Annotated in this window: 21 protein-coding genes and 2 pseudogenes; 10 read left to right on the top strand and 13 right to left on the bottom strand. The window is 63.4% G+C overall.

What is annotated here, in order from left to right:
- Positions 1–28: 28 nt before the first annotated feature.
- Positions 29–210, bottom strand: a pseudogene (locus ACZ50Q_RS03200) (transposase domain-containing protein); the annotation flags it as partial.
- A 48-nt stretch (positions 211–258) separates the two neighbouring features.
- Here ACZ50Q_RS03200 and ACZ50Q_RS03195 point away from each other — a divergent pair.
- Both ACZ50Q_RS03195 and ACZ50Q_RS03190 read left to right on the top strand, forming a co-directional pair.
- Positions 259–1,077 (top strand): hypothetical protein, encoded by an 819-nt coding sequence (locus ACZ50Q_RS03195; protein WP_464080523.1) that lies wholly within the window; start codon positions 259–261, stop codon positions 1,075–1,077.
- A 232-nt stretch (positions 1,078–1,309) separates the two neighbouring features.
- On the top strand, positions 1,310–1,939 hold the full coding sequence (locus ACZ50Q_RS03190; protein WP_464080522.1) for an HAD family hydrolase: 630 nt from the start codon (positions 1,310–1,312) through the stop codon (positions 1,937–1,939).
- Here ACZ50Q_RS03190 and ACZ50Q_RS03185 read toward each other — a convergent pair.
- From ACZ50Q_RS03185 to ACZ50Q_RS03175, 3 genes and pseudogenes are all read right to left on the bottom strand, one after another.
- Positions 1,936–2,242, bottom strand: a pseudogene (locus ACZ50Q_RS03185) (DUF1153 domain-containing protein). The gene ACZ50Q_RS03190 and the pseudogene ACZ50Q_RS03185 overlap by 4 nt on opposite strands.
- Before the next feature lie 386 nt (positions 2,243–2,628).
- The gene (locus ACZ50Q_RS03180; protein ID WP_464080521.1) at positions 2,629–3,168 is read right to left on the bottom strand and encodes a hypothetical protein; all 540 of its coding nucleotides are present in this window, start codon (positions 3,166–3,168) and stop codon (positions 2,629–2,631) included.
- Positions 3,165–3,803, bottom strand: coding sequence for a hypothetical protein (locus ACZ50Q_RS03175; protein WP_464080520.1), 639 nt, complete (start codon positions 3,801–3,803; stop codon positions 3,165–3,167). The genes ACZ50Q_RS03180 and ACZ50Q_RS03175 overlap by 4 nt, the downstream gene beginning before the upstream one ends.
- A gap of 276 nt (positions 3,804–4,079) precedes the next feature.
- Here ACZ50Q_RS03175 and ACZ50Q_RS03170 point away from each other — a divergent pair, with 276 nt between their 5' ends.
- Together ACZ50Q_RS03170 and ACZ50Q_RS03165 are read left to right on the top strand one after the other, a co-directional pair.
- Positions 4,080–6,245, top strand: coding sequence for a laminin G domain-containing metallophosphoesterase family protein (locus ACZ50Q_RS03170; RefSeq protein ID WP_464080519.1), 2,166 nt, complete (start codon positions 4,080–4,082; stop codon positions 6,243–6,245).
- Between the two features lie 197 nt (positions 6,246–6,442).
- Positions 6,443–7,270, top strand: a complete 828-nt coding sequence (locus ACZ50Q_RS03165; protein ID WP_464080518.1) for a hypothetical protein — start codon at positions 6,443–6,445, stop codon at positions 7,268–7,270.
- Positions 7,271–7,319: 49 nt separating this feature from the next.
- Here the strand turns inward: ACZ50Q_RS03165 and ACZ50Q_RS03160 are convergent, their stop codons facing one another.
- Together ACZ50Q_RS03160 and ACZ50Q_RS03155 are read right to left on the bottom strand one after the other, a co-directional pair.
- A complete protein-coding gene (locus ACZ50Q_RS03160) occupies positions 7,320–7,604 on the bottom strand; it encodes a hypothetical protein (RefSeq protein ID WP_464080517.1) in 285 nt (94 codons plus the stop codon).
- A gap of 336 nt (positions 7,605–7,940) precedes the next feature.
- Complete coding sequence (locus tag ACZ50Q_RS03155) at positions 7,941–8,150, bottom strand: hypothetical protein (RefSeq protein WP_464080516.1); 210 nt, start codon at positions 8,148–8,150, stop codon at positions 7,941–7,943.
- A 626-nt stretch (positions 8,151–8,776) separates the two neighbouring features.
- Between ACZ50Q_RS03155 and ACZ50Q_RS03150 the strand changes: the two genes are divergently transcribed.
- Positions 8,777–9,961, top strand: a complete 1,185-nt coding sequence (locus tag ACZ50Q_RS03150; RefSeq protein WP_464080515.1) for a chymotrypsin family serine protease — start codon at positions 8,777–8,779, stop codon at positions 9,959–9,961.
- 76 nt (positions 9,962–10,037) lie between these two features.
- The gene (locus tag ACZ50Q_RS03145; protein ID WP_092581540.1) at positions 10,038–10,334 is read left to right on the top strand and encodes a hypothetical protein; all 297 of its coding nucleotides are present in this window, start codon (positions 10,038–10,040) and stop codon (positions 10,332–10,334) included.
- 441 nt (positions 10,335–10,775) lie between these two features.
- On the opposite strand, the gene ACZ50Q_RS03140 is transcribed toward ACZ50Q_RS03145, so the two are convergent.
- The 3 genes from ACZ50Q_RS03140 to ACZ50Q_RS03130 form a co-directional block, all read right to left on the bottom strand.
- On the bottom strand, positions 10,776–11,462 hold the full coding sequence (locus ACZ50Q_RS03140; RefSeq protein WP_464080514.1) for a 4-carboxy-4-hydroxy-2-oxoadipate aldolase/oxaloacetate decarboxylase: 687 nt from the start codon (positions 11,460–11,462) through the stop codon (positions 10,776–10,778).
- On the bottom strand, positions 11,459–12,178 hold the full coding sequence (locus tag ACZ50Q_RS03135; RefSeq protein WP_464080513.1) for a PIG-L deacetylase family protein: 720 nt from the start codon (positions 12,176–12,178) through the stop codon (positions 11,459–11,461). The genes ACZ50Q_RS03140 and ACZ50Q_RS03135 overlap by 4 nt, the downstream gene beginning before the upstream one ends.
- 66 nt (positions 12,179–12,244) lie before the next feature.
- Positions 12,245–13,252, bottom strand: coding sequence for a tripartite tricarboxylate transporter substrate binding protein (locus ACZ50Q_RS03130; RefSeq protein WP_464080512.1), 1,008 nt, complete (start codon positions 13,250–13,252; stop codon positions 12,245–12,247).
- Between the two features lie 114 nt (positions 13,253–13,366).
- Here ACZ50Q_RS03130 and ACZ50Q_RS03125 point away from each other — a divergent pair, with 114 nt between their 5' ends.
- Together ACZ50Q_RS03125 and ACZ50Q_RS03120 are read left to right on the top strand one after the other, a co-directional pair.
- Positions 13,367–14,260: a LysR family transcriptional regulator gene (locus tag ACZ50Q_RS03125; RefSeq protein WP_464080511.1), complete on the top strand. Its 894-nt coding sequence runs from the start codon at positions 13,367–13,369 to the stop codon at positions 14,258–14,260.
- Positions 14,261–14,306: 46 nt separating this feature from the next.
- On the top strand, positions 14,307–15,152 hold the full coding sequence (locus ACZ50Q_RS03120; protein ID WP_464080510.1) for a DMT family transporter: 846 nt from the start codon (positions 14,307–14,309) through the stop codon (positions 15,150–15,152).
- Positions 15,153–15,242: 90 nt separating this feature from the next.
- On the opposite strand, the gene ACZ50Q_RS03115 is transcribed toward ACZ50Q_RS03120, so the two are convergent.
- The 3 genes from ACZ50Q_RS03115 to ACZ50Q_RS03105 are packed head-to-tail and all read right to left on the bottom strand — an operon-like array spanning position 15,243 to position 18,411.
- The gene (locus ACZ50Q_RS03115) at positions 15,243–15,794 is read right to left on the bottom strand and encodes a GAF domain-containing protein (protein ID WP_464080509.1); all 552 of its coding nucleotides are present in this window, start codon (positions 15,792–15,794) and stop codon (positions 15,243–15,245) included.
- Positions 15,791–17,146 carry an MFS transporter gene (locus ACZ50Q_RS03110; RefSeq protein ID WP_464080508.1) on the bottom strand — a complete coding sequence of 452 codons (1,356 nt, stop codon included), beginning with the start codon at positions 17,144–17,146 and terminating at the stop codon, positions 15,791–15,793. The genes ACZ50Q_RS03115 and ACZ50Q_RS03110 overlap by 4 nt, the downstream gene beginning before the upstream one ends.
- A 35-nt stretch (positions 17,147–17,181) precedes the next feature.
- A complete protein-coding gene (locus ACZ50Q_RS03105; protein ID WP_464080507.1) occupies positions 17,182–18,411 on the bottom strand; it encodes a metal-dependent hydrolase family protein in 1,230 nt (409 codons plus the stop codon).
- 200 nt (positions 18,412–18,611) lie between these two features.
- Between ACZ50Q_RS03105 and ACZ50Q_RS03100 the strand changes: the two genes are divergently transcribed.
- Entirely contained in the window at positions 18,612–19,553 is a 942-nt protein-coding gene (locus ACZ50Q_RS03100) for a LysR substrate-binding domain-containing protein (RefSeq protein WP_464081944.1), read from the top strand.
- Between the two features lie 5 nt (positions 19,554–19,558).
- Here the strand turns inward: ACZ50Q_RS03100 and ACZ50Q_RS03095 are convergent, their stop codons facing one another.
- Positions 19,559–20,539, bottom strand: coding sequence for a D-2-hydroxyacid dehydrogenase (locus tag ACZ50Q_RS03095; RefSeq protein WP_464080506.1), 981 nt, complete (start codon positions 20,537–20,539; stop codon positions 19,559–19,561).
- A gap of 192 nt (positions 20,540–20,731) precedes the next feature.
- Between ACZ50Q_RS03095 and ACZ50Q_RS03090 the strand changes: the two genes are divergently transcribed.
- Entirely contained in the window at positions 20,732–21,718 is a 987-nt protein-coding gene (locus ACZ50Q_RS03090) for a LysR family transcriptional regulator (RefSeq protein WP_464080505.1), read from the top strand.

The following is a 21,718-nucleotide window of genomic DNA, read 5'->3' as shown; positions in this document are numbered from 1 at the left end:
CTGCCGAACACGCCCTTGACTGTGAGTCCTACTTGGCCGGCCGCCACCGATGCGGCAGTAGCTCCGATTTGGCTGTTTGTCTGCGTGGGCAGGCGCGTAAGCACAGCCTTCAGATCGGCACTACGGATCGTGCCCATTCAAGCGCGCCGACTGGATCAGGTTCATGATGGCGGCCGCGCGCTGTCCGCCGAGCAGCGAGCCCGCAAACACGATGGCCAGCATAGAATGGCCGCGCTTGTGTCACATGAAACCTGAAAAATGGGCACTAAGAATCGCCGACTGACCCGATTTCTCGCCAAGAATCCGTTTTGTTGTTATTGCGGCGGGGATACACCCGCGACCACAGAAGACCACTGGCCTCCGCGAACCGTTTTCATCAAACGCGAATGGCCTCAAGGATACGTGTTTCCTGCCTGCGACTCTTGCCAACGCGCCACCTCGAATGTTGAGGGCATGTTTGGACTTATATGCCGTCTCGCCCCGGGAGACGAACACGCCAATCCTGTCGCACAAGAGGAGCTGGAAAAGCAGGTCCGTGGGCAGATGGCGCGCCATCCCGAGCTGATGCAAGCTCTGAAGCTTTCCAACCGCGAGAAACGGACGATCCTTAGAGACTACGGTGCTCAGCCCGAACCGGGCCAGCTTCTGCAAGACGTGCCGATCTTGACTCTTCGCCATCCGGAGACTCGACAACTCATTGAGACCTGCTTTAAGAAGCTCTTGCTCAGCCTGCACTACATGCACACCGAGACCGTATTGCCTAAGCACGGGGTCGGGTATTTGCAGTGGTTTTCCAACGGGCAGAAGATTTCCGAAGAAGCATTTGACGGTGCGATAAGGGGTCTGCGGCATCGAACTGAACTGAAACGCGCGAAGGTCGACTTATCAGCGCAGTTCTCCTACAGGTACGCCGTGTCCAATGACAAATGCACAAGCGCGTTCATTGTAGCTTTCGGCGAGAGTCTGGGAGCGCTGGGCTTCCTCTGCAATGATCGTTCCCAAATATCTGAGTCAACTGGTCGTTGGAAAGTCGAGTTCAGACCTTTCGAGTCGGCGCGGTCCACGGCGCCTGTCTAGGGCTCCGCAAATTGCAGCCAGCACGCTATTCACTTGGTCAGCCCATCGCGCAGCATCCTTTCCCACCTGTTCATATTCAAGCGCAGCCTTCCGGCAGAACGATTGAGCCTATCTGCGACTTTCACTCAAGTTACCTCTACCATCTGGCGACACCGCATTCTCAGCAAAGTCCCTGATGTAAGAGAATGAACCCGCAAACCCGCAATACCTTCCCTGACACCCCGGAGGCCCAATGGCAATCAAGGCAGTCGCATTTGACGTATTTGGAACATTGGTTCGCATAGAGCGGCCCACTCGCCCTTTTCGTAAGCTCGTCCGCCTGCTACACGACGCGGGGCGTCAGCGCCAAAGCGACGATGGGGTCCGGGCAATGAGTAATGCCATTGACCTCAGGCAGGCAGCCAAGCTTTTCGGTGGAATCGTCAGCGAGGACAACTTACGGGCCTTGGAAATAGAGCTGCGTGAAGAAATCCGCTCGATCACGCTTTTTGCCGACGCGGCTCCCACCCTGATAGCCTTGAAAGACCGCGGAATCAAGGTCGCGCTTTGCTCCAACCTTGCCGCTCCCTACGGACCTCCGGTACTGAACTTGTTGCCCTTCGCGCCAGACTTCTGCGCTTGGTCATACGAAGCCCGGGCCGTCAAGCCGCAGCCGGAGATATATCAATACTTGTGTGAGGGTATTGCGTGCCGTCCGGATGAGGTTTTGATGATCGGAGACACCATGGATGCGGATTTGATCGGGCCACGGAACTTTGGCATGCGCAGTTACCACCTGGATCGAAAGACAGCCACGAGCAATCGGACTGACACGCTCTGCTCGCTCAGTGAAGTTCTGGATGTTATTGACCCGTCAGCCTAGCCACGCGCTGTAGCCCGAAGTCGGGCGTAGTTCTTCAAAAGCCGCCCTACGCCGCGCCCCATACCTTGCAGATCCTTGAGCTGATGCTCGTGCTGCTCGCGTACGTCCTGCGGGTTGGCCTGCAGGACGATCTCTATGCCCTGTTTTCCGTCATTGACCCATTGCTCGACCTCCGACGACCAAAGGCCGTACTGCCGGATCGCCTCCGACACCGGCGGTCTTGCACTGAATGATGTCCAGTACCGGCGCGCTCTTGCGCTTGGCCGTCCAGCGTTTGATGTCGTCTTCCATCTTCATGCTCATTGTCCTCGACTATGACGTGAACAGGTTTTCACTGGGTCAATACAGATTTTTCTTGCATATCTTCAGGGCGCGTCGGATATCTGCTCAAAATAGCTGTCAATACCTATCCATCCATCCCCTCTATTGCATGAAACGCGCTTGAACCCGAATGCCTTATCGACGCTCCACTTATCGCCTAGCGCACAAATGTCTCCTGGCTGAAGGACAAAAGCTACCGGGGCGCCATCGGTATCTTCAGCGTAGACGTCAATTGGCGCATTAGCCCTCCATCGCCCTTTGGGCTCATCCGAACAGCCACAGAGGGCCACCACGATTACCAGAATGGCCGGCAGGACTCTCATTTCGCTTTTGGATAGATGTTTGCACTTCAGCCGACACTATCCGCTTTACGACCGGGCATTCGGCACTCGCGGCCAAAACTCGCTTAGTTGAATCTTCATGAGCTTTCCATCGGCTGCGAGTCCTAGCGCCAACGTCGGCGCGATGTTGCACCAGCGGTCAGCCCCCCCCCAACTGAGACAGACAATGCCTTGGGCTGGGTCATACAGCGCTTCTTCAATGGGGGAGCATTCCGCGTCGCCACCATCGTCGAAGGCGGCCTGAATATATGGCTCCATATAACCGGCATCGCCTTGGGCGATGGGCTGAAGAAACCGCTGTGTTAAGTCAGTGCGGATATCGAAGTCGTGAAGACGCCCCTCTGAATCGAGGACCATGGAAAACTCACCACCGACAATCATGCGGCGAGGGCGCGGGAGCGGCCATTTCGCATCCAGAAAATCGCGTAGCGCGGTCGATTCTTGGTCTACGCGCACCTTCTCAGGATACTCAATCGTGCAGCATAGATTCTGGCTGGAGGTTTCCCAGATGACCTCCACTCGAGCTGGCGAAATAGTATGAAGAGGGGTGATCGTGACAGAGCTCATTTTTTTATTTGCTCGTACAAGAAATGCACAATGGTGTATTCACGTTCATAAAGCAAGACCTCCAACTCGTATGGCTTTCCTCGAAACATGACCTTGATCCTGTACATAAAAAATCCAGCAGTTCCTTTTGGATCAGGCGTACGCTTGCCATGCAAAATTGCCAGCCTGAGTATGTGCACGGGAACAAATCGTTCTGCTTTTTTCATATTGGCCGGCGGAGCAGCCATGAAGCGCAGATCTCTTCTTGCCAGCGCAAAATATTTCGCCCGCAAGGGTATCAAGACTGTTTGGCTAACAGTTACACCCGCTCGCGCCAGCACGGCCCCTCGAACCAGCCTGGACCCTAGCTTCCACGCTGTTCCCGCTAGAACGACCGCATCCAGGGGGTCGATCAGCGGCGCTTCCAGGGGCAATTCGTCAATGGATTGCAGCTCCCCCGAAAGATCGTAGGTCCGAAATACGCCGCCAAAGCCTATTCGATACCCAATGATCGCGTCCAGGGCCTCATCGTGAATGGGCTGCGCCCCTTCAGGCACGCTGGGCGGAAAGAATTGAAAATGGGCGGGTGAAAGTGGGGAAGCTCCGTCCCACACATATGAGGGCTCAGCATCTAGAGCGGCTGAATAGTCCGGCATTGGGGCGACCTTACGAAAGCAGAATCACCCATCATTCAAGGACTATCGTCCCCAGCCTATCAGCGGCGTCTGAGACGGTGCTTCGTGCACCCGGTATTGCCAAAGACATCAAGACCGCGCTCGCCGTCACGGCCACGCACGGCATCGGCTGCAGGGCGGCAATCTTCGCCCGCGGCCATGACCATATTTGAATGGTCATCTCCCCAACACCTGAACATTCATCATCCCGTCACCCGCCCTTCCTAAGCTTCCCGCTTTTCCCACAGGGCGACACAGATGGCGCACGACAAGCAAGACAAGCAAGACAAGCAAGACGGCAAACTCGATATTGCCAACACCCCTTCGACACTGCCGGCCGCCACAGATCCGCGGCGGCGCAGTCTGCTCAAGGCCGGCTTCGGCGCCACGCTGCTGCCAGTAGGCGGTTCGCTCCTGCTGTCGGCCTGCTCCAGCGACGACGACGATGACACCTCGACGCCCGAGACGCCCGGACAGCAACCCCAACCCCAGCCCGAACCGCAACCGCAGCCCGTCAACGTTTCCAGCTTCGCCGTCGCCGTACTGCCCGACACGCAGTTCTACTCCCGCTATGCGACGGACGCCGAGAACCAGCAGTTCATGCGCAAGTACGGCAGCGAGCCGTACAAGGCGCAGACGCAATGGGTGGCGGACCATGCCAAGTCGCTCAGCATTCCGTTCCTGGTCCACCTGGGCGATGTGGTCGACCAGCAGGGCAAGCCCGATCAGTGGAAGGTGGCCGACGCGGCGATGGCGATTCTGGAAGACGCCAAGGTGCCGTACTCGATCCTGGCCGGCAACCACGACGTGATCCTGGACCGCGACTACGTCGACGCCAGCAGTCAGGCCAGCGCCACGGATGCCCAGCGCAATCTGGCCGCCGAGCCGTATCTGCAGACCTTCAGCGCCGATCGCGCCAAGCAGCAAGCCACTTTTGGCGGCCGCGATCCCAGTGGCTTTCACGAGTACCACGTGTTCGAAGCCGAAGGCCAGAAGTTCATGGTGTTGTCGTTGTCGTGGCGCATTTCCGATGACGCGCTGACGTGGGCCAATCAGGTCATCCGCGCGAATCCCTCGTTGCCGGTCATCCTGGTCAACCACCAACTGCTGAACATCGATAAAGACGGCGTCACGCCGCTTGAAGTGCCTTACGGGCTGATGCTGTGGGACAAGCTGATCCGCGACAACGATCAGATCTTCATGACGCTCAACGGGCACTATCACGGCGCCGCGCACCTGACCAAGACGAATGCGTTCGGCAACGCCGTCGAGGAAATGGTGGTGGACTACCAGATGGCTTACCAGGGCGGCAACGGCCTGATGCGCCTTTACGAATTCGACCTCACCAACAATGAGATCCGGGTGCTGTCGTTTTCGCCCTGGGTGCCGCAAAAGCCGAAGGAAACGCTGAACACGTTCGACCAGGCCATCCTGACGGCCGCCAATGAGCAGTTCACCATCAAGATGGATTTCGCCAAGCGCTTTGGCGGCTTCAACAAGGAATTCAAGGCGGCCACGCCCTCGCATACCGCGCTGATCGATCAGGCGCGCGCGTTGATTCTTGCGAACTACACGGATCCGGTTGCCGCGGAGCAAAAGCCTGCCGCCGACAGTGAAGACTACCCGCAGGTCTCGGGCACGCTGGCGCACTGGCGCTTCTTTGGCGGCGCCGATGGTCAGCCTGTCCCCGTGGGCGAGTTGATCGCCGACCGCACCGGCATGAACCCCATGCGCCGCGCGCCCTTGAACATCGATGGCGTGGCCGGTGCGCAATTGGGCGACGTTGTGTGGTCCGACGATCACCATTACCTTTCGGCCGCTCCCGGTTCGGTGCGCTTTCTGAACACCGACAAGAACACGGCGCGGATGAGCTACTTCGCCACGGACGCCGCGGCCGTCATCAATGGCCAGACCGCGCCCAACGGCTACACGGTGGAAGCGTTCATCAAGATCGACCGCGATTGGGTCGCGTCCAAGCATGCGTGGATGAACATCATGACGCGCGACGGCAAGCGCGGCGACCTGCCGGGCTTTTCCGGGGGAGACCCGGAGTCGCCGCCGTTGCTGTTCGCGGTGTCGAGCCTGCGCGAGATCCAATGGGAAGTGGTGCCCGATACCGCTGGAACGCGCGGCGCCAAGGCCAACTGGTCTGGCGAGATCATCCCTGACAAGTGGATGCACGTTGCCGTCGTGAACGACGACACCACGCACGAGACCATTCTCTACGTGGAAGGCGCGCCCGTGCTGCGCAACACCTCCGACGCCCCCGGACTGGCGACGCTTGCGGCAAACATGCCGTGGATCATCGGCGCGGGTTCGTGGGACGGCGCACGTGCCGATGGCTTCTTTGGCAGCATCGGTGAAGTGCGTATCGTCGACCGGGCGCTCCAGCCCATCGATTGGCTGACCGCGCGCAAGCGTTGATCGGCGCACGTGCCGGTTGGGGCCAGGGCTAGTCGTATTCCGCAGCGATACCGGCAGGTACCGCGAGGATGTGCACCGACGGCATGGCCACAACCGGCGCGTTTCGTGGCGGCGTAGCTCCCCAACCCCATATTCACTTACACTCCTCGGGTTTTGCCCTCTCAACGCGGACCCGAATGAACGCGATCGCCTTTTTGATGCGTATTTACTATGGGGTGCTGGATCCCATCCTGGTGCGGCGCCGTAAATCGGCGCGCTTGCACTTGTGGGGAGGCACTCCGGCGTCGATGACGCTCGACCTGGAGGCAGGCCGGGCATCGGGATCGGGTTCCGCGCAGGCGCTGACGCGCATGCGGCGCGTGGCGCAGCGCTATGACATGCACGCGCTTGGCCGCGGCGCTACGCCGATGATGCTGGACCTGCAGGCCTGCGGTGATGCAAAGGGACTGGAACAACAGTTGCGAGGCCTGTCTTCGCGCAACATGACGAAAATCCGCCGCGCCGGGCGCATGGGATATCGCGTGCGGCCTTTCGCGCTGGCCAACCACGTCCATGACGTGCACGCCATCAAGACATCGATGGCGGTGCGCAGTGGCGGTCCGGTGCTGGCGCGCTGGCTATTGCGGCCCGAACATATCGGCCGGCAAGCGCTAGAGCTCCAACCTTGGAAACCGCCCGCCTGCGATACCCATTGGACTATCTGGTGGGGCGTCTTCATCGACACGCCCGGCCATCGCAACGGGCCTCTTGAGACGCCCGAGCGGCTGGTGGCCTACACCAAGCTCGCGCGCGCGGGCGAACTGGTCCACTATCTGGACCTGATGGGACACCGCGATTTTCTGGCTGACGGCGTCATGCTGCTGATGCATGCGCACATCGCGCAATGGCTGCTGGATGCCGACACGCCGCCGGCTCACGGCGCACGCGCCATTTGGTATGGGGCGCTGGAACATGGCGGAGAAGGCCTGCTCACCTGGAAGCGGCGCGCGGGGTTTGCGCCTGTGCAGGTGCGGTTGACAGGGTAGATCCATGCTCAGGTGCGCCGACGCGGCTCGACCGGCGGGCGCTTCAGACTTATGGCGGCAGCTCTGGGCTTTGCACAAACTGGCTGTCTGTGGACACCCAGCCCTCCCCATTTGCGCAAGAAACCCGCTTGAACCGGTAAACCTTTTGGTAGCTCCATGCATCGCCCAGCGCACAGAAGTCACCCGGCTGCAATTGAAAGACGACGGGCGCGACATCATCGTTGTCTGCATACACATCAACGGGTGCGATGACTTTCCACCTTCCCGTCGGGGCATCTGAACATGCACCGAGCAAGACTCCAATTATTGCCAAGGCAGCCACCAAGGGTTTCATTTCGTCTTCGGGTAACGTTTCGCTGTCTCATGCGCGGGGACCGCGACACAATGATCAGAACCTCTTTCGGACTTACGGCCGTCGTTGCGGCCGCATCCCACTTAAACCTCGGGTCGTGCGCCAATACGCCAACCATTTCCAACACATCGGCGACGTTGGTTGAACAACTGTTTCCAATGAGGTCGTACGGTGCGTTTGCCGGGCCAAGGAGCATAAAGGCACTCACCCCTTCGCTACCCATCAAAGTCCGCAATCTAGCGAAGATGCCGCGCTGGCAATATCAGCATCGTCCGAAATGTTGACAAGCGCGCAAGCCAGGATGTCTCGTCGACGCTCCTATCCCCCCCGCCGCCAAGCCCACCACACCGCCACCACCGGCATCAGAATCGCGGCCCAAGACACCCCATCCCACACCCCGTCCCCCAACAGCGCCGACACCAGCCCGACAACCGACGCGATGCCCAGCCAGATCGGCACTCGGAACACCTCTCGCGCCGATTGCAGGCGTTCGGTTCGCACGCCGCGTGATGCGTAGGTCTTGTTCATTGCGCGGCCCCCTGGCGATCCCCTTTTTCTACGGGGTATATCTGGATGACGTGGGGGAACACCGTAACGCCGGCCCTCATCCGGATCTCATCCACCTCCTTCAACCTTCTTGTCCATACCAAAAGTTGCCCATACCCAAGCGCTGAACGCAGCCAAATAATGGCTCGCATCAACGCCCAAAAGGCCTAGTCCGCTTCGAAATCCAGTCGCTTCCCATGCCAGGCAAGCCGCCCCTCGCGCGGGCTGCCGGGCGTGGTTACCTGCCCTGCCGGCCACCCCGCGCTTGACTGGGGACACGTCGGCAGGACGCTCCGGCAGCGCCGCACCCAGCCTGTCATCACCCTCCGGGCGCCCCCGCGACATTCCTCTCCAGCCCCGATCCGCAGACTGCCAACCGCAAGGTTCGCTTGCGGAGAGGGGCTGCTTTTATCTGGCCAGATCGGCCATCAACCTCAAGGAGCAATCGAAAGGTCCTTTACACCCAATTGGCCGCCCGCCGCAGTGGCAGTGCAAACCGGGCTTCAAGCGCCAGGCGCGGCTCGAAAAGCCGCGGGGCGACTAATGACCTAATGGAAGTTCTGCACGGTTCTATCTAACGCTTACTCATATAGTTGGAGGACACTGTCATGTCAGGAAAGAACAACAACACCCCACGGGTGGACAACCCGGGCGAAGAAGACGAAGGCGGGCCGGCCACCGGCAAGTCCGCTTCCGGGGCGCCCGAGAACCCGGACTCTAACGCCGCCGGGCTCGAAGCGCTGAGCCAAGAGGCGGAACAACAAGCCGTTTTTGCCGAGGCAGGCGTGTCGGACGACCTGCTGGCGTTGCGAGATGCGATCGAAGCGCAGTTGCTGACCGCGTCCGGCGAATTCCGGACCTTCTCCGAAACCCCTTCGTCCGAAGGCATCGTCGGTGTCGGGATAGGTTTGCCGGACCCGACCAACGTCACGTTTGGCGCGGGCGGCCCCGGTGAGCCTGTGCTGACTATCTTTACCGAAAGCGCCATGCCGCAGGAGGCGGTGCTTGGCCAGGTGGCGCAGGCGGCCGGCACGCGCTCGCTGTCGACCGTGCCGGTGCAGCAGGTGCCGGTGGGCGTCGTGGACGCTTATTCGCACCGCGCGCGGCATCGTCCGGCGCCGGGCGGGGTGTCGGTGGGACACGTGAATGTCACGGCAGGTACGCTCGGAAGCCGGGCGATCGGCCTGACGGCGCCGTGGACCAATCGGCACCTGATCCTCAGTAACAACCACGTGCTGGCCAATTCCAACGTTGCCAGCGTGAACGACAGCATCATCCAGCCAGGCACGGCGGATGGCGGGCGCCATCCGGGGGACCAGATTGCCGTGCTGGCGCGCTGGGTGCCGATCAACTTCGGCGGCGCCGCGAATTTCGTGGACGCGGCCTTCGGCTGGGCCTGGCACGAGCGCATCCGCGGCGAGCAGTACTACCTGTCGGGCGGCAGCGCCGCGTATTACCGCACCGGCACGGCGGCGTTGGCCGCCTCGCTCGGCATGATCGTCGGCAAGAGCGGCCGCACCACGGGGCTCACTCAGGGCCGCGTGACACAGATCGGCGTGTCGGTTAACGTGAACTACGGCGGCGGCCGCGTGGCGCTGTTCCGCAACCAGATCGCCATCCAGTCGGTGAACGCCAATCCGTTCTCGGCGGGCGGCGATTCCGGATCGCTGATCTGGCATTGGGCTTCCGGCGTGCGGCCCGTCGCGCTGCTGTTCGCGGGCGGCGGCGGCACGACGTTCGCCAATCCGATCGCGTCCGTGTTTTCCGCACTGAACATCAGGCTGCTGCCCTGATCGAGGTTCCGGCCGCCCTGTCCCTCACCGGGGCGGCCGATTTACCCGCTTTATCGAAACACGAGGAGTTGGAGCCATGAGCGACATACCAAAACCAGGACCTGATTTCTCCGGCGCCGGCCCTGTCGAATACGCCCCCCCCGAAGCGCAATCGCGCAGCGCGGCAGGGCAGACACTGGCCAGTGCAGAGGCGAGGCTGCTCGCCACGCCGGGCGTGGTCTCGGTGGGCGTCACCACGGGGCGCCCGGGTGAAGAAGCGCTCGCCGTGGGCGTAACGGACGCCAACGTCGCAGCGCACCTGCCCCGGGAAATCAACGGTGTGCCGTTGATCATCACGGTGACGGGGCCGGTGGATGCGCAGGGGCAGCGCTGACGGCAAACAGCCCCAGAGCGCTACTGATACATACGTCTACGCAGACTAACTGCCGCGATCCAGACCACTGTCGTGAACAGGGCAATCAAGATGAATGCAGCGCCCCACAGAACATAAAATTCGACGTCAGCCGCGCCTTCGCAACAGCCAAAGGTCAAGCGCGCCGCCAGCGCCTTCCAGAACCAATCTGGCACCGGATTCCACGCAGAAGGATGACCGGCCCAATGGCGCCCGAGCAATAGGCTGCCCAGGATCAGCCATGAGAACAGCGCTACGTATCGCCAACGACGCATTACGCTCCCTGCCTCCCACACCGGACGACGACTTTTCCATACGCCATGAGCCGGGTTCCCGGAATTGGCTGGGTCTCGAAACAGAATGCCTGAAAGCCCCCATAAGGAAATAGGCGCCGTCCGATACTGAGCAAGACGCGGCTGCGGTCTAGGCGCCGGAGCTGTCCACATAAACCAGCCCCGCCGCCGCCAGCTTCTCGCGCATCCCGTAGATATCCAACCCCAATTCCCCAGCCGCCAGCCGCTTGCGCTTGGCCGCCTCGTTGACCAGCCGCGCGTCGCACCCGTCGGCAACTTCCGCCGCCCGGGCACGCGGCACGATGCACACACCGTCGTCGTCGGCGATCACGACGTCGCCCGGCTGCACCAGCGCGCCCGCGCACACCACCGGTACGTTCACCGACCCCGGGGTGGCCTTGACCGTGCCCTTGGCCGATACGCACTTGGACCACACCGGAAACGGCAAGTCCTTCAGCGCCGCGACGTCGCGGCAGCCGGCGTCGATGACCAGCCCCTGCACGCCGCGCGCGCGCATCGAGGTGGCCAGCAGTTCGCCGAACATGCCGTCTTCGCTGGAAGACGCGCAGGCCACCACCACGATATCCCCAGGCCGGCAGAGTTCAATGGCGACGTGCAGCATCCAGTTGTCGCCCGGCTGGGCCAGGACGGTGACGGCGCTGCCGGCGATGGCCGCGCCGGCGTAGATGGGGCGCAGGTAGGGCTGCAACAGCCCCGTGCGCTGCTGGGCTTCGTGCGCGGTCGCGACGCCGGCCGACGCCAGACGCGCGATGACCGCGCTGTCGGCGCGCGCGATGTTCCTGACGGCGACGCTCATGCCAGTTCCCCGGTGACTTGGGGAAACACGCGCTGGTAGCCTTCGGCGTACTGGATCTTCAAGTTCGAGTTGCGCGAGGCCTGGACGCCGCGCTGCAGGGCGACGCGCGTGTAGTACTCCCACAGGTGTTCCTGCGCGGCCATGGTTTCGAAGGCGCGGCGCTTCTGGTCCCAGACCTCGGAGATGTCCAGCAGGACCTCGGGCTTCCATTCGCATTGTTCGGGCTGATGCGGCTCGAACAGGAACACGGGCGGTGCGCCCAATACCGCCTGTTCGGGATGGTGGCCGTGCGCCTGCGCGATCACGCGGGCTTCCTGCGCGACGTGCGTGGCCAGCGGGTGGTCGAAGTTGTAGGGGTCCTTTTGCGAGTGGGTCAGCACGAATTCCGGTTGCAGCTCGCGATAGACGTCGACCAGTTCAAAGAGTGCCTCGTCCGACACGCGCAGCGGATAGTCGCCGCAATCCATGAAGCGGATGTCGGCGCCCAGGATGCCGGCCGCAAGGCGCGCTTCGTCGCGGCGGTCTGCCTTCACTTTTTCCAGCGTCATGCCGGGCTGCTTCCACAGCTTGGCGGATTCGCCGCGCTCGCCGAACGACAGGCACACCACGGTCATTTTCCAGCCGCGCTTGGCGTACAGGGCGATGGCGCCGCCCGCGCGCCAGACGAAATCCGCGGAGTGTGCGCTGACGACCAGCCCGTTCTTTTGCCGTTCCATTTCAATTCCTCTATGCATGAAAGCCGGCACGCGCCGCCGCGCGGCGCCGTGCCGGCGCGGGCGCGTCTAGTCCGCCTTGATGCCCGCGTCCTGGATGACCTTGGTCCATTTGGTGGTTTCCGCCGCGACGAACGCGCCGAACTGCTTGTCCGTGCCCGGCGTGACGACCGCGCCCATTTCGCCAAAGCGCTTTTTGACGTCGGGGTCCTTCAGTGCGGCCTGCAGCGCGGCGTTGAGCTTGGCCGTGACCTCGGGCGGCAGATCCTTGGGACCGATCAGGCCCCACCACACCGTCGCCATCGCGCCCGGCAAGCCCTGCGAGACCACCGTGGGCACCTCGGGCAGCATGGCGGCCGGTTCGTCGTCCAGCACGGCCAAGGCGCGCAGCTTGCCCGCCTTGACGTGCGAGACGACTTCGAGCGGGTTGATGGACATGAAGGAGATGCGCTGTCCCAACAGGTCCGTGACCGCCGGCGAGCCGCCCTTGTAGGGCACGTGCAGCGCCTTCATGCCGCTTTCGCGCTTGAGCAGTTCGCTGGCCAGGTGGCCCGAGCTGCCGTTGCCCGCCGACGCATAGGTCAGCTTGTCGGGATTCGCGCGGCCGTAGTCGGTCAGGTCCTTCAAGGTCTTGAACGGCGATTGGATGGGCACCACCACGGCCAGCGGCGCGTAGCCGATCGCGCCGACCGGCGTGAAATCGTGGGCGGGATCGAACGTCAGTTTGGAGAACAGGGCGCCGTTGGCGGCCAGTGTGTTGGAGGCCGTCAGCAGTGTGTAGCCGTCGGCCTGGGCACGGGCAACCATGTCCATGCCAATGTTGGTGGCCGCGCCGGGACGGTTGTCGACGATGATGGTCTGCTTCAGGGCCTCGCCCATTTTCTGGCTGACGAGGCGGGTGACGATGTCCACGCCGCCGCCCGCGGCGTACGGCACGACGATGCGGACCGGCTTGTCGGGAAAGGCGGCCTGGGCGGCGGCCGGCAGCGGCGCCAGCGCGGCGGCGGCGAGCAGCGCGCCCAGACCCGCGGCGGTGACCAGGGCGCGGCGGGGCCGCGACGGGACGAAAGCCTTCATGAATGTCTCCTGTCTGTCTAGTTATCGGTGTTGGTATGGCGGCATGATGCGCGGAGTACACTCATATCGTCCAATACCGTTTTTCATGACGATCTATTTGCTTTCCAAATCGATATGGATTTCCGCCAACTGCGCTACTTCGTCGCCGTCGCCGAGGAACTGAGCTTCAGCCAGGCCGCCCGCCGGCTGCACGTCAGCCAGCCGCCGCTCAGCCTGCAGATCAAGGCCCTGGAGGAAGAACTGGGGTCGCCCCTGCTGACGCGCACGAGCCGCAGCGTGGAACTGACACAGGCCGGCGCGCTGTTCCTGGAGCAGGCGCGCCGGGCGCTGGCCCACCTGGAACGGGCCGGCGAAGTCGTGCGGCAATCGGCGCTGGGCGAAACCGGCGAAATCCGCGTGGCATTCACCGCGTCGGTGCCGATGTTCGAGGCATTTCCCCGCATCGTTCACGCGTTCCGCACGGACTTTCCCGGCGTGGGCGTGGACCTGAGCCACCAGTCCACCGGCCAGCAATTGCGCGCGCTGGCGGCCAAGGACATCGACGTGGGATTTCTGCGGCCGTCGATCCTGTTCGTTGCGCCGCCAAACATCGCAACGGTGCCGCTCTGGACCGACCGCCTGATGGCCGCCCTGCCGCAATCGCATCCGTTGGCGCGCCGCAGCGCGCCGCTGTCCATGACGGACCTGGCGGACGAGTCCTTCATCCTGTTTCCCCGCGGACTGGGCTGCGGCCTGTTCGACCACGTCGGCGTGCTGGCCAGCCGCGCGGGCTTTGCGCCGCAGGTGGACCAGGAGGCGCGCGAAGGCGCGACCATCATCGGTCTGGTGGCGGCGGGCATGGGCATTTCCATCCTGCCGGATACCTACATGAAGACGGGCATCCCCGGCGTGGCCTATCGTGAACTGGACACGCCGGACGCCCAAAGCCAGGTCCTGCTGGCGTATCGTTCCGAAGACGGTTCCCCGCTGGTGCAGCGGTTCCGCGAGGCCGCCGTGGCCGTGCGGTAACCGGCGCCGGCAGGCGCCTCGCAGCGGTCATTGGAAGGCCCGCGCCATGACATTGCGCCTTTTCGCCCTGACCCTCTTCGCCATGCTGGCCTTTGCCGGCAATTCCCTGCTGTGCCGGGTTGCGCTTACGCAGACGGCCATCGATCCCACGACCTTTGTCGCCCTGCGCATCGGGTCCGGCGCCATGATGCTGTGGCTGGTGCTGCACGCCCGCCGCGACCGCTCGCGCCTCGAAGGCACCTGGGCGGGCGCGCTGGCCCTGTTTGCGTATGCGCTGGCGTTCTCTTTTGCCTATACGCATATTCCTGCCGGGACCGGCGCGCTGCTGCTGTTCGGCGCGATCCAGATCAGCATGGTCCTGTATGGCTTCCTGATCGGCGAGCGGCTGTCCCCGGTGCAAGGCATGGGCATCACCCTCGCAATCGCCGGCCTGGTGGCCCTGATGTTGCCCGGCATGGGCGCGCCGCCATTGTTCTACGGGTTCCTGATGATCGTGTCGGGCGTCGCGTGGAGCGCGTATTCGCTGCTCGGGCGCGGCACGAAGAATCCGGCAGCGGCGACCGCCGGCAATTTCATCCGCGCCACGCCTGTGGCGCTGGCGCTGTTCGCCGCGCAGTTGGCGGCGTCGCATACCCGCTTCGACGCGACAGGCGCCGCCTACGCCATCGCGTCCGGCGCGGTGACGTCGGGTCTGGGATACATCCTCTGGTATGCCGCGCTGAAACAGTTGAGCGTGACGCGCGCCGCCACTGTGCAGCTCAGCGTGCCGGTGCTGGCGGCATTTGGCGGAACGCTGTTTCTGGACGAGCCGTTGACGGGCGTGCTGGTGATCGCGTCGACGCTGGCGCTGGCGGGCGTGGCGCTGGTGATCCGCAACCCCCGCCCGGCATAAGCCCCGGCTGCGCAAAAAAAAGGGCCACTCGATCGAGCGGCCCCCAAGACGCCGTCACGGCCTTGTGACGGCGCACCACTTTTCAGTCAATCACACGCTGTCCAGCGCCGACCGGTCCACGGCCTCGGCGGCTACCTGCGCGGCCCGCATCTCTTCGATGAAGACCGGGGCGCACAGTCCGCCGATCACGGCGGCCAGGTCGTGGTCGGCGTTGTCATACGCATGGCGGGCGCCCAGCATGTTGAGCGAGCCGATCACCCGCCCCTCATGCCGCACGGGGATATTGAGCGCCGAATGCAGCCCGCGTTCGATCAGCATCGAGGCCTCGGAAAACACCGTGCGCACGTCGTCTTCGTTGCTGGCCACGTAGATCCGTCCTTCCTGCAGCACCAGCCGCGACCACGGGCCGTTGCCGGTGGCCTTGAAGCCGCCCAGCGGACTGATGCTTTCGTCGGACGTATGCAGCCGCTTCATCAGACGGTGCGCTTCCAGGTGGACGAGCGCGGTGAACAGCTTGTGGCCGAAGGCTGCTTCGAGCAATGCCGAGATCGCGTTCCACTGCGCCTGGCGATCTGCGGCCAGGCCCAGCTTGCGGGCATGGGCCGCCAGCGGGCCCAGCGCCAGGACGGATGCCGCCGTCATGCGTTGATCTCCTCGAGCACGACGCCGCGCGTGTTCTTGCCGTAGAACAGGATGCCCAGCCCGCCGACCAGCAGGATGGCGGTCATCATGGCGAACACGCCGGCAAAGCCCAGCACCGGATACGCCACGCCCACGATGGTCGGCGATGCGATCGAACCGATGCGGGCGAAGGCCGAGGCCGCGCCCATGCCGGTCGCGCGGATCGACGTGGGATAGATTTCGGCGGTGTACGTGTACTGGCCGGCGATGACGCCGTTCATGCCGAAGGACAGCAGCATGCTCAGCATGATGATCTGGTGCTCGCCGCTGGCCAGGGCCAGGCCCAGCGCGGACAGGCACGACAGCAGCATGTAGGCCAGGATGGTGTACTTGCGTCCGATCCGGTCGTTGAAGTAGGCGGCCGAGAAGTAGCCGGGGATCTGCGACAGGTAGATCAGGATGGTGTACGAGAAGCTCTTGGTGATCGTGAAGCCGCGTTCCACCAGCAGGCTGGGGATCCACACCAGGAAGGCGTAATAGCAGAACAGCACGGTGATCCAGAACACCCACACCAGCACGGTCGTGCCCAGGTATTGCTGGGAGAACAGCGACGCCAGCTTGGCCATCGCGGTCTGCTGGTCGGCGGGGGTCGCTGCGGCCTTGCGCGTCGCGACCGGCTTGGGCAGCGGACGGCCGGTGCTCTGCTGCACTTCGGCTTCGATGGCTTCGCAGATGCGGTTGGCTTCGACGGTCTGGCCGGTGTGTTCGAGCCAGCGCGGCGATTCGAACAGCGACTTGCGCCACCACAGCAGGAAAATGACGGGCACCGACGCGATGATCATGATCCAGCGCCAGCCGTCATCGCTCATCGGGACGATGAAGTAGCCCAGCAGCGCCGACAGCACGAAGCCGAACGAGAAAAAGCCCGCCAGCGCGCCCGTGAAGCGGCCGCGGTACTTGCTGCTGACGAATTCGGCCAGGTAGGGCGCGATGATGGCGCCTTCGGCGCCCATGCCGATGCCGGCGATCATGCGCAGGATGTAGAACTCGTGATAGTTGCGCGCAAACGCGTTGAAGAACGTGGCCACGCAGAACAGCAGCAGGGCCCACATCATGATCTTCTTGCGGCCGTAGCGGTCGCCCAGGATGCCGGAGAACAGCGCGCCGACGAGGAAGCCGACGTAGGTGCTGCTGGCGATCCAGCCGATCTGGCCGGTGGTCAGGCCCCACTGCGTGCGCAGCGAGGGGATGATGAAGGCAATGATGCCGGCGTCCAGGGCTTCAAAGGCAAGCCCGAGGCCGCCGATCAACAGCAGCCGGAAGTGGAAGCTGCTGAAGGGCAGCCGCTCCAGGCGGTCGGATACGGAATACATGATGGGAATTTCCGGAGTAAAGAAGAAAGTGAACGTCAGCAGGCGTTCTTGTGCAGCAGGCCGCGATTCATGATCAGCTTGATCGAATCGGGTTGGGTGAGCAGCGCGATGTCATCCAGCGGATTGCCGTCGATCAGCAGCAGATCGGCGTAGGCGCCTTCGCACACTTCGCCCAAGAGGCCCTGCTGGTTGAGGATCTCGGCGCCGATCAGGGTCGCCTGCTGGATGACCTTGGCGTTGCCCAGCACGCGGCTGCGCAGCACCAGTTCGTCGGACTGCATGTAGTGGGTTTCGCCCAGCAGGTCGCTGCCGTAGCCCATCTTCACGCCGACGTCGTCCAGGATCTCCAGCGCGGTCAGGCCCTGCGTGCGCACGGTGGCGATCTTTTTCACGGAGTCCAGCGGCAGGCCATAGCGCTCGCCGTCGTTGGCCAGGCCTTCGTAAGTGATCAGCGTGGGCACCATGTAGGCGCCGTGTTCCTTCATCACCTGCGCGGCCTCGCGGTCGACCAGGTTGCCGTGCTCGATGGTGCGCACGCCGCAACGCACGGCGCGCGTGATGGCGCGGGGCGTGTATGCATGGGCCATGACGTAGGTGCTGGCGTTGCTGGCTTCTTCCACGATGGCGATCAGCTCGGCCTCGGAGAAGCCCAGGTTCTGGATCGGATCGTTGGGCGAGGCCACGCCGCCCGAGGCCATGACCTTGATCTGCGTGGCGCCCTTGAGGATTTCCTCGCGCACGGCCAGGCGGCAATTGTCCACGCCGTCGACCACACGGCCGATGTTGCCGATCTTGACCGAGCAGGGGCACGGGTCGAGCTCGTCGTTGCGCTGGCGGAAGTCGCCATGGCCGCCCGTCTGGGACAGGGCCTTGCCCGAGCAGAAGAGGCGCGGGCCGTCGACCGTGCCGTCCAGCACGGCCTGGGCCAGCGCCCAATCCGCGCCGCCCGCATCGCGCACCGACGTGAAGCCGCGGTCCAGCATGCCCTGCATGATGGGCAGCGCGCGCAACAGCGCCAGGGCGTTGGGCAGGGCCGCGACGCGGCCCAGGTTGAACGACGACGCCACCACGTGCACGTGGCAGTCGATCATGCCGGGCATCAAGGTCATGCCCTTGGCGTCCACGACCTGCGCATCCGCCGAGGCGGGCTCATCGCCGCCGATCCGGGTGATCAGACCGTCCTCGACCAGCACGGTCGCGGCGCTTTCGAGGGCCAAGGTTCGGGTATTGAGGATCCTGCAATTCTTGATGACAACCGGCTTCATAATCAACCACGTAAACAGTTCAAAACGCCTGGAAATGACGGCATGCCGAACTCTACCGGTACAATTCGGGGGTCCGATACCGGGTCTCCCCCTATGCGTTCGACACAAATTCGAACAGCCTTATGAGCATTACTCATACCCCCTCCTGATACCTCCGCCTGATACCTCTAATGAGACGCCGCTGCCCCACCCTTTCCGAGTTGAATGCGTTCTCCGCGGCGGCGCGGCATCTGTCGTTCTCGAAGGCGGGCAAGGAGCTGTTCGTCACGCAAAGCGCCATCAGCCGGCACATCGCCACGCTGGAAAGCTATCTGGGGCATGCGCTGTTCATCCGGGGCACCAACGGGCTGCAATTGACGCGCATGGGCGCCACATACCTCAGCCTGATCCGCCCGGCCCTGCATACGCTGGAAAGCGCCACCTCGCAGGTCATGGCGACGCAGCAGTCGGCAAAATCCCTGAACGTTTCCGCCGCGCCCACCTTTGCGGCGCAGTGGCTATTTCCGCGCCTGAAGACCTTCCGCGAGGTCAATCCGGATATCTCGATCAACTTCGTGCGTTATAGCGTCGCCGATTACAAAAGCACCGAACTCGATTTCGATGCCTCTATCCAGTATGGCTACGGCGATTGGCACGACGGGGACGCCAAATACCTGACCGGACGCGAAACCCGGCTGGTCTGCTCGCGGGAATACCTGGAACAGCATCCCATCGGCAGCCTCGAAGACATCAAGCAATGCACGCTGCTGCAGCACATCGAGATTCCGCTGTCATGGGAATACTGGTTTTCGACGTACCTGGGCGATTATGACCGGGCGCGCTTCGGCCCCGGCTTCAATCTGTTTTCGATGATTATCCAGGCGGCATCGTCCGGCTTTGGCGTGGCGCTGATGCCGCACTGCCTGATCGAGAAGGAACTGGCCACCGGACAACTGGTGGACATATTCGATCGCACCTTTGAAAGTCCGCTTGGCTATTATCTGTGCGCCCCGAACTGGCGCAGCAACATGGAAAGCTACGAGCGCCTGAGCCAATGGCTGGCGCACGAGTGCTTTCATGGCCCGGAAGCCAGCGCCACGACGTCAGTCAAGGCGTGCGCCACCGATTGCCCGTATTGCGCCACGTCCGGCCTTCACAAGTAGCGCGGTCACAGCCGCCACTCGCGCAGGTAATCCAGAAAGATGCGATCCACGCGCGCTTCGTTGCCGTCCGAATGGCCGGCGGAATGCGGGGTGACGATGACGTTCGGCAGGTCCCACAGCGGCGACGCGTCATCCAGCGGTTCGTGCGCGAAGACGTCCAGGTAGGCGCCGGCCAGGGTCTTGGCGCGCAAGGCGTCGATCAGATCGGGCTCGTCGACAACCTCGCCGCGCGCCACATTGACCAGCCGGGCATGCGGCGCCATGCGCGACAGCACATGGGCATTCAGCAGGCCGCGCGTGCGGTCGCTGAGCGGGCAGGCCAGCACCAGCCAGTCCGCGCGGCCGGCGATCTGGGCCAGGTCTTCGAAGGCGTGGGTTTCCACGCCGTCCGCCGCGGGCTCTGCGGTGCTGCGCACGGCAATGACCGTCAGGCCCAGCATCTGGAGATAGGTCGCCAGCTCGCGGCCTATCGGTCCCCAGCCCACGATCACGGCGGTCTGCCCGGCCAGGTCGCGCGGCAGCAGGCTGCCGATCAAGGGCGTCCAGGTCCGCGCGCGCTGCGCCTCGAACAGGGTCGGAAACTCGCGCGCCAGCGCCAGGATGCCAGCCAGCGCGGTCTGCGCCACGACCCGCGCATTGGCGCCAGACGAGGTGGTCACGCGCACGCCCCGTTCCTTGAGCTCGCCGAAGATGGGACGGTCGGCGCCCGCCGAATGGACATGCACCCACGCCAGCCGCGGGGACTGGCGCAACGAGCCGTAAAAGGCCTCCAGCGGTTCGAGCACGCGATGCTTGGTCGACAGCCCCGTCACGTCGCGTGAGATGAACGCGACGTCCACATCACGGGGCTCATGGCCGCGCGTCTGCGCCGCGACGACGGGTTCGAAGGCTCGCCGTCCCAGCGCGTGGGCAATGGCGTGGCCTATCCGGCCCAGCGCTTGTTCGGACATCAGGATGCGCAGCGGCGCCAGACCTGCACGGCTCATTTCGGTTTGCTCCTTGGGAACGCGATGGGTGCGGGCGATGTCGCGGGCGATGTCGCCGGCATGACCAGCCGCCCCGACCCGCCGGTCCGAACGAAATTCTAGAAGCGCGGTTTGTGCGCTACAAATTATTAGTTTTTGCCTATTATTCGTTTTCGCCAATAAATCAACGCAAGGCCGTTTTGGAGCGTGACGATGAAGCGCAACATCACCCTGCGCCACTTCCGCTGTTTCGTGGCGGTGGCCAACACGGGCTCGTTCACCCTGGCCGCCTCGCAGCTGTTCCTGACCCAGTCATCGCTCACCGCCACGATCCGGCAATTCGAGGACGCCGTGGGCGTCAAGCTCTTTGACCGCAATACGCGGCGCGTGGCGATGACCCCGGAAGCCGCCCGCTTCAAGGCAGAGGCCGAACGCATCCTCAGCCAATTCGATGGCGCGCTGAGCGACCTTGAATCGCTGTCTCAAGGCCGGCAAGGGCATGTCAGGATCGCGGTGGTGGCCTCGGTCACCAATTACTTCCTGGGCGACGCCATCGCCGCGTTCCGGCAGGCCTATCCCCGAATCACTTTCTCGCTGCATGATGCGGGCTCGGCGCTCGTCGAGAAGATGATCGTCAACGGCGACATCGACTTTGCGATTTCTACGCCGCATCACGGGTACGACGAACTGGTCTACACGCCGCTTTTCGCGGACCGTTATGGCGTGATCTGCGATGCACAGCACGCCTACGCGCACGGTGCGCGTCCGCTGAAGTGGGCAGACTTGGATCCGGCCGAGTACGTGGGCTTTACCGAGGACACCGGCATTGGCGCACATCTGCGCGAGCACGCAGGGAAGCCGGGGTTTTTCGAGCGGCAGCACGACGAGGTATCCCGGACGTCGTCATTGCATGCCATCCTGCGCGGCGGCGGTCGCTATTCGATCCTGCCGGCGCTGGCGGCCAGCTCCATCGTGCCGCCGCTGGCGCCTGGCGCAGCACCGGGTCCGTTCGTGTTCCGTGAGCTGGGTTCGCCGCCGCTGTCGCGAGAGGTCTGCCTCATTACGCGGCGCCTGCGGTCGCTGTCGGCAAGCTCCGAGCTGTTCCTGCAATACATGCGGGACGTCATCCGCGACAAACCCGTGCCGGCGGGGGTGAAGGTGCTGGGCCGCAGGGACAGGAAGGCGCGGCGGGATGCCTAG

Source organism: Achromobacter sp. T5-5, assembly GCF_055397965.1.
The sequence above is the reverse complement of the archived record's forward strand: the minus strand, read 5'-3'. Positions and strand labels throughout refer to the sequence as shown.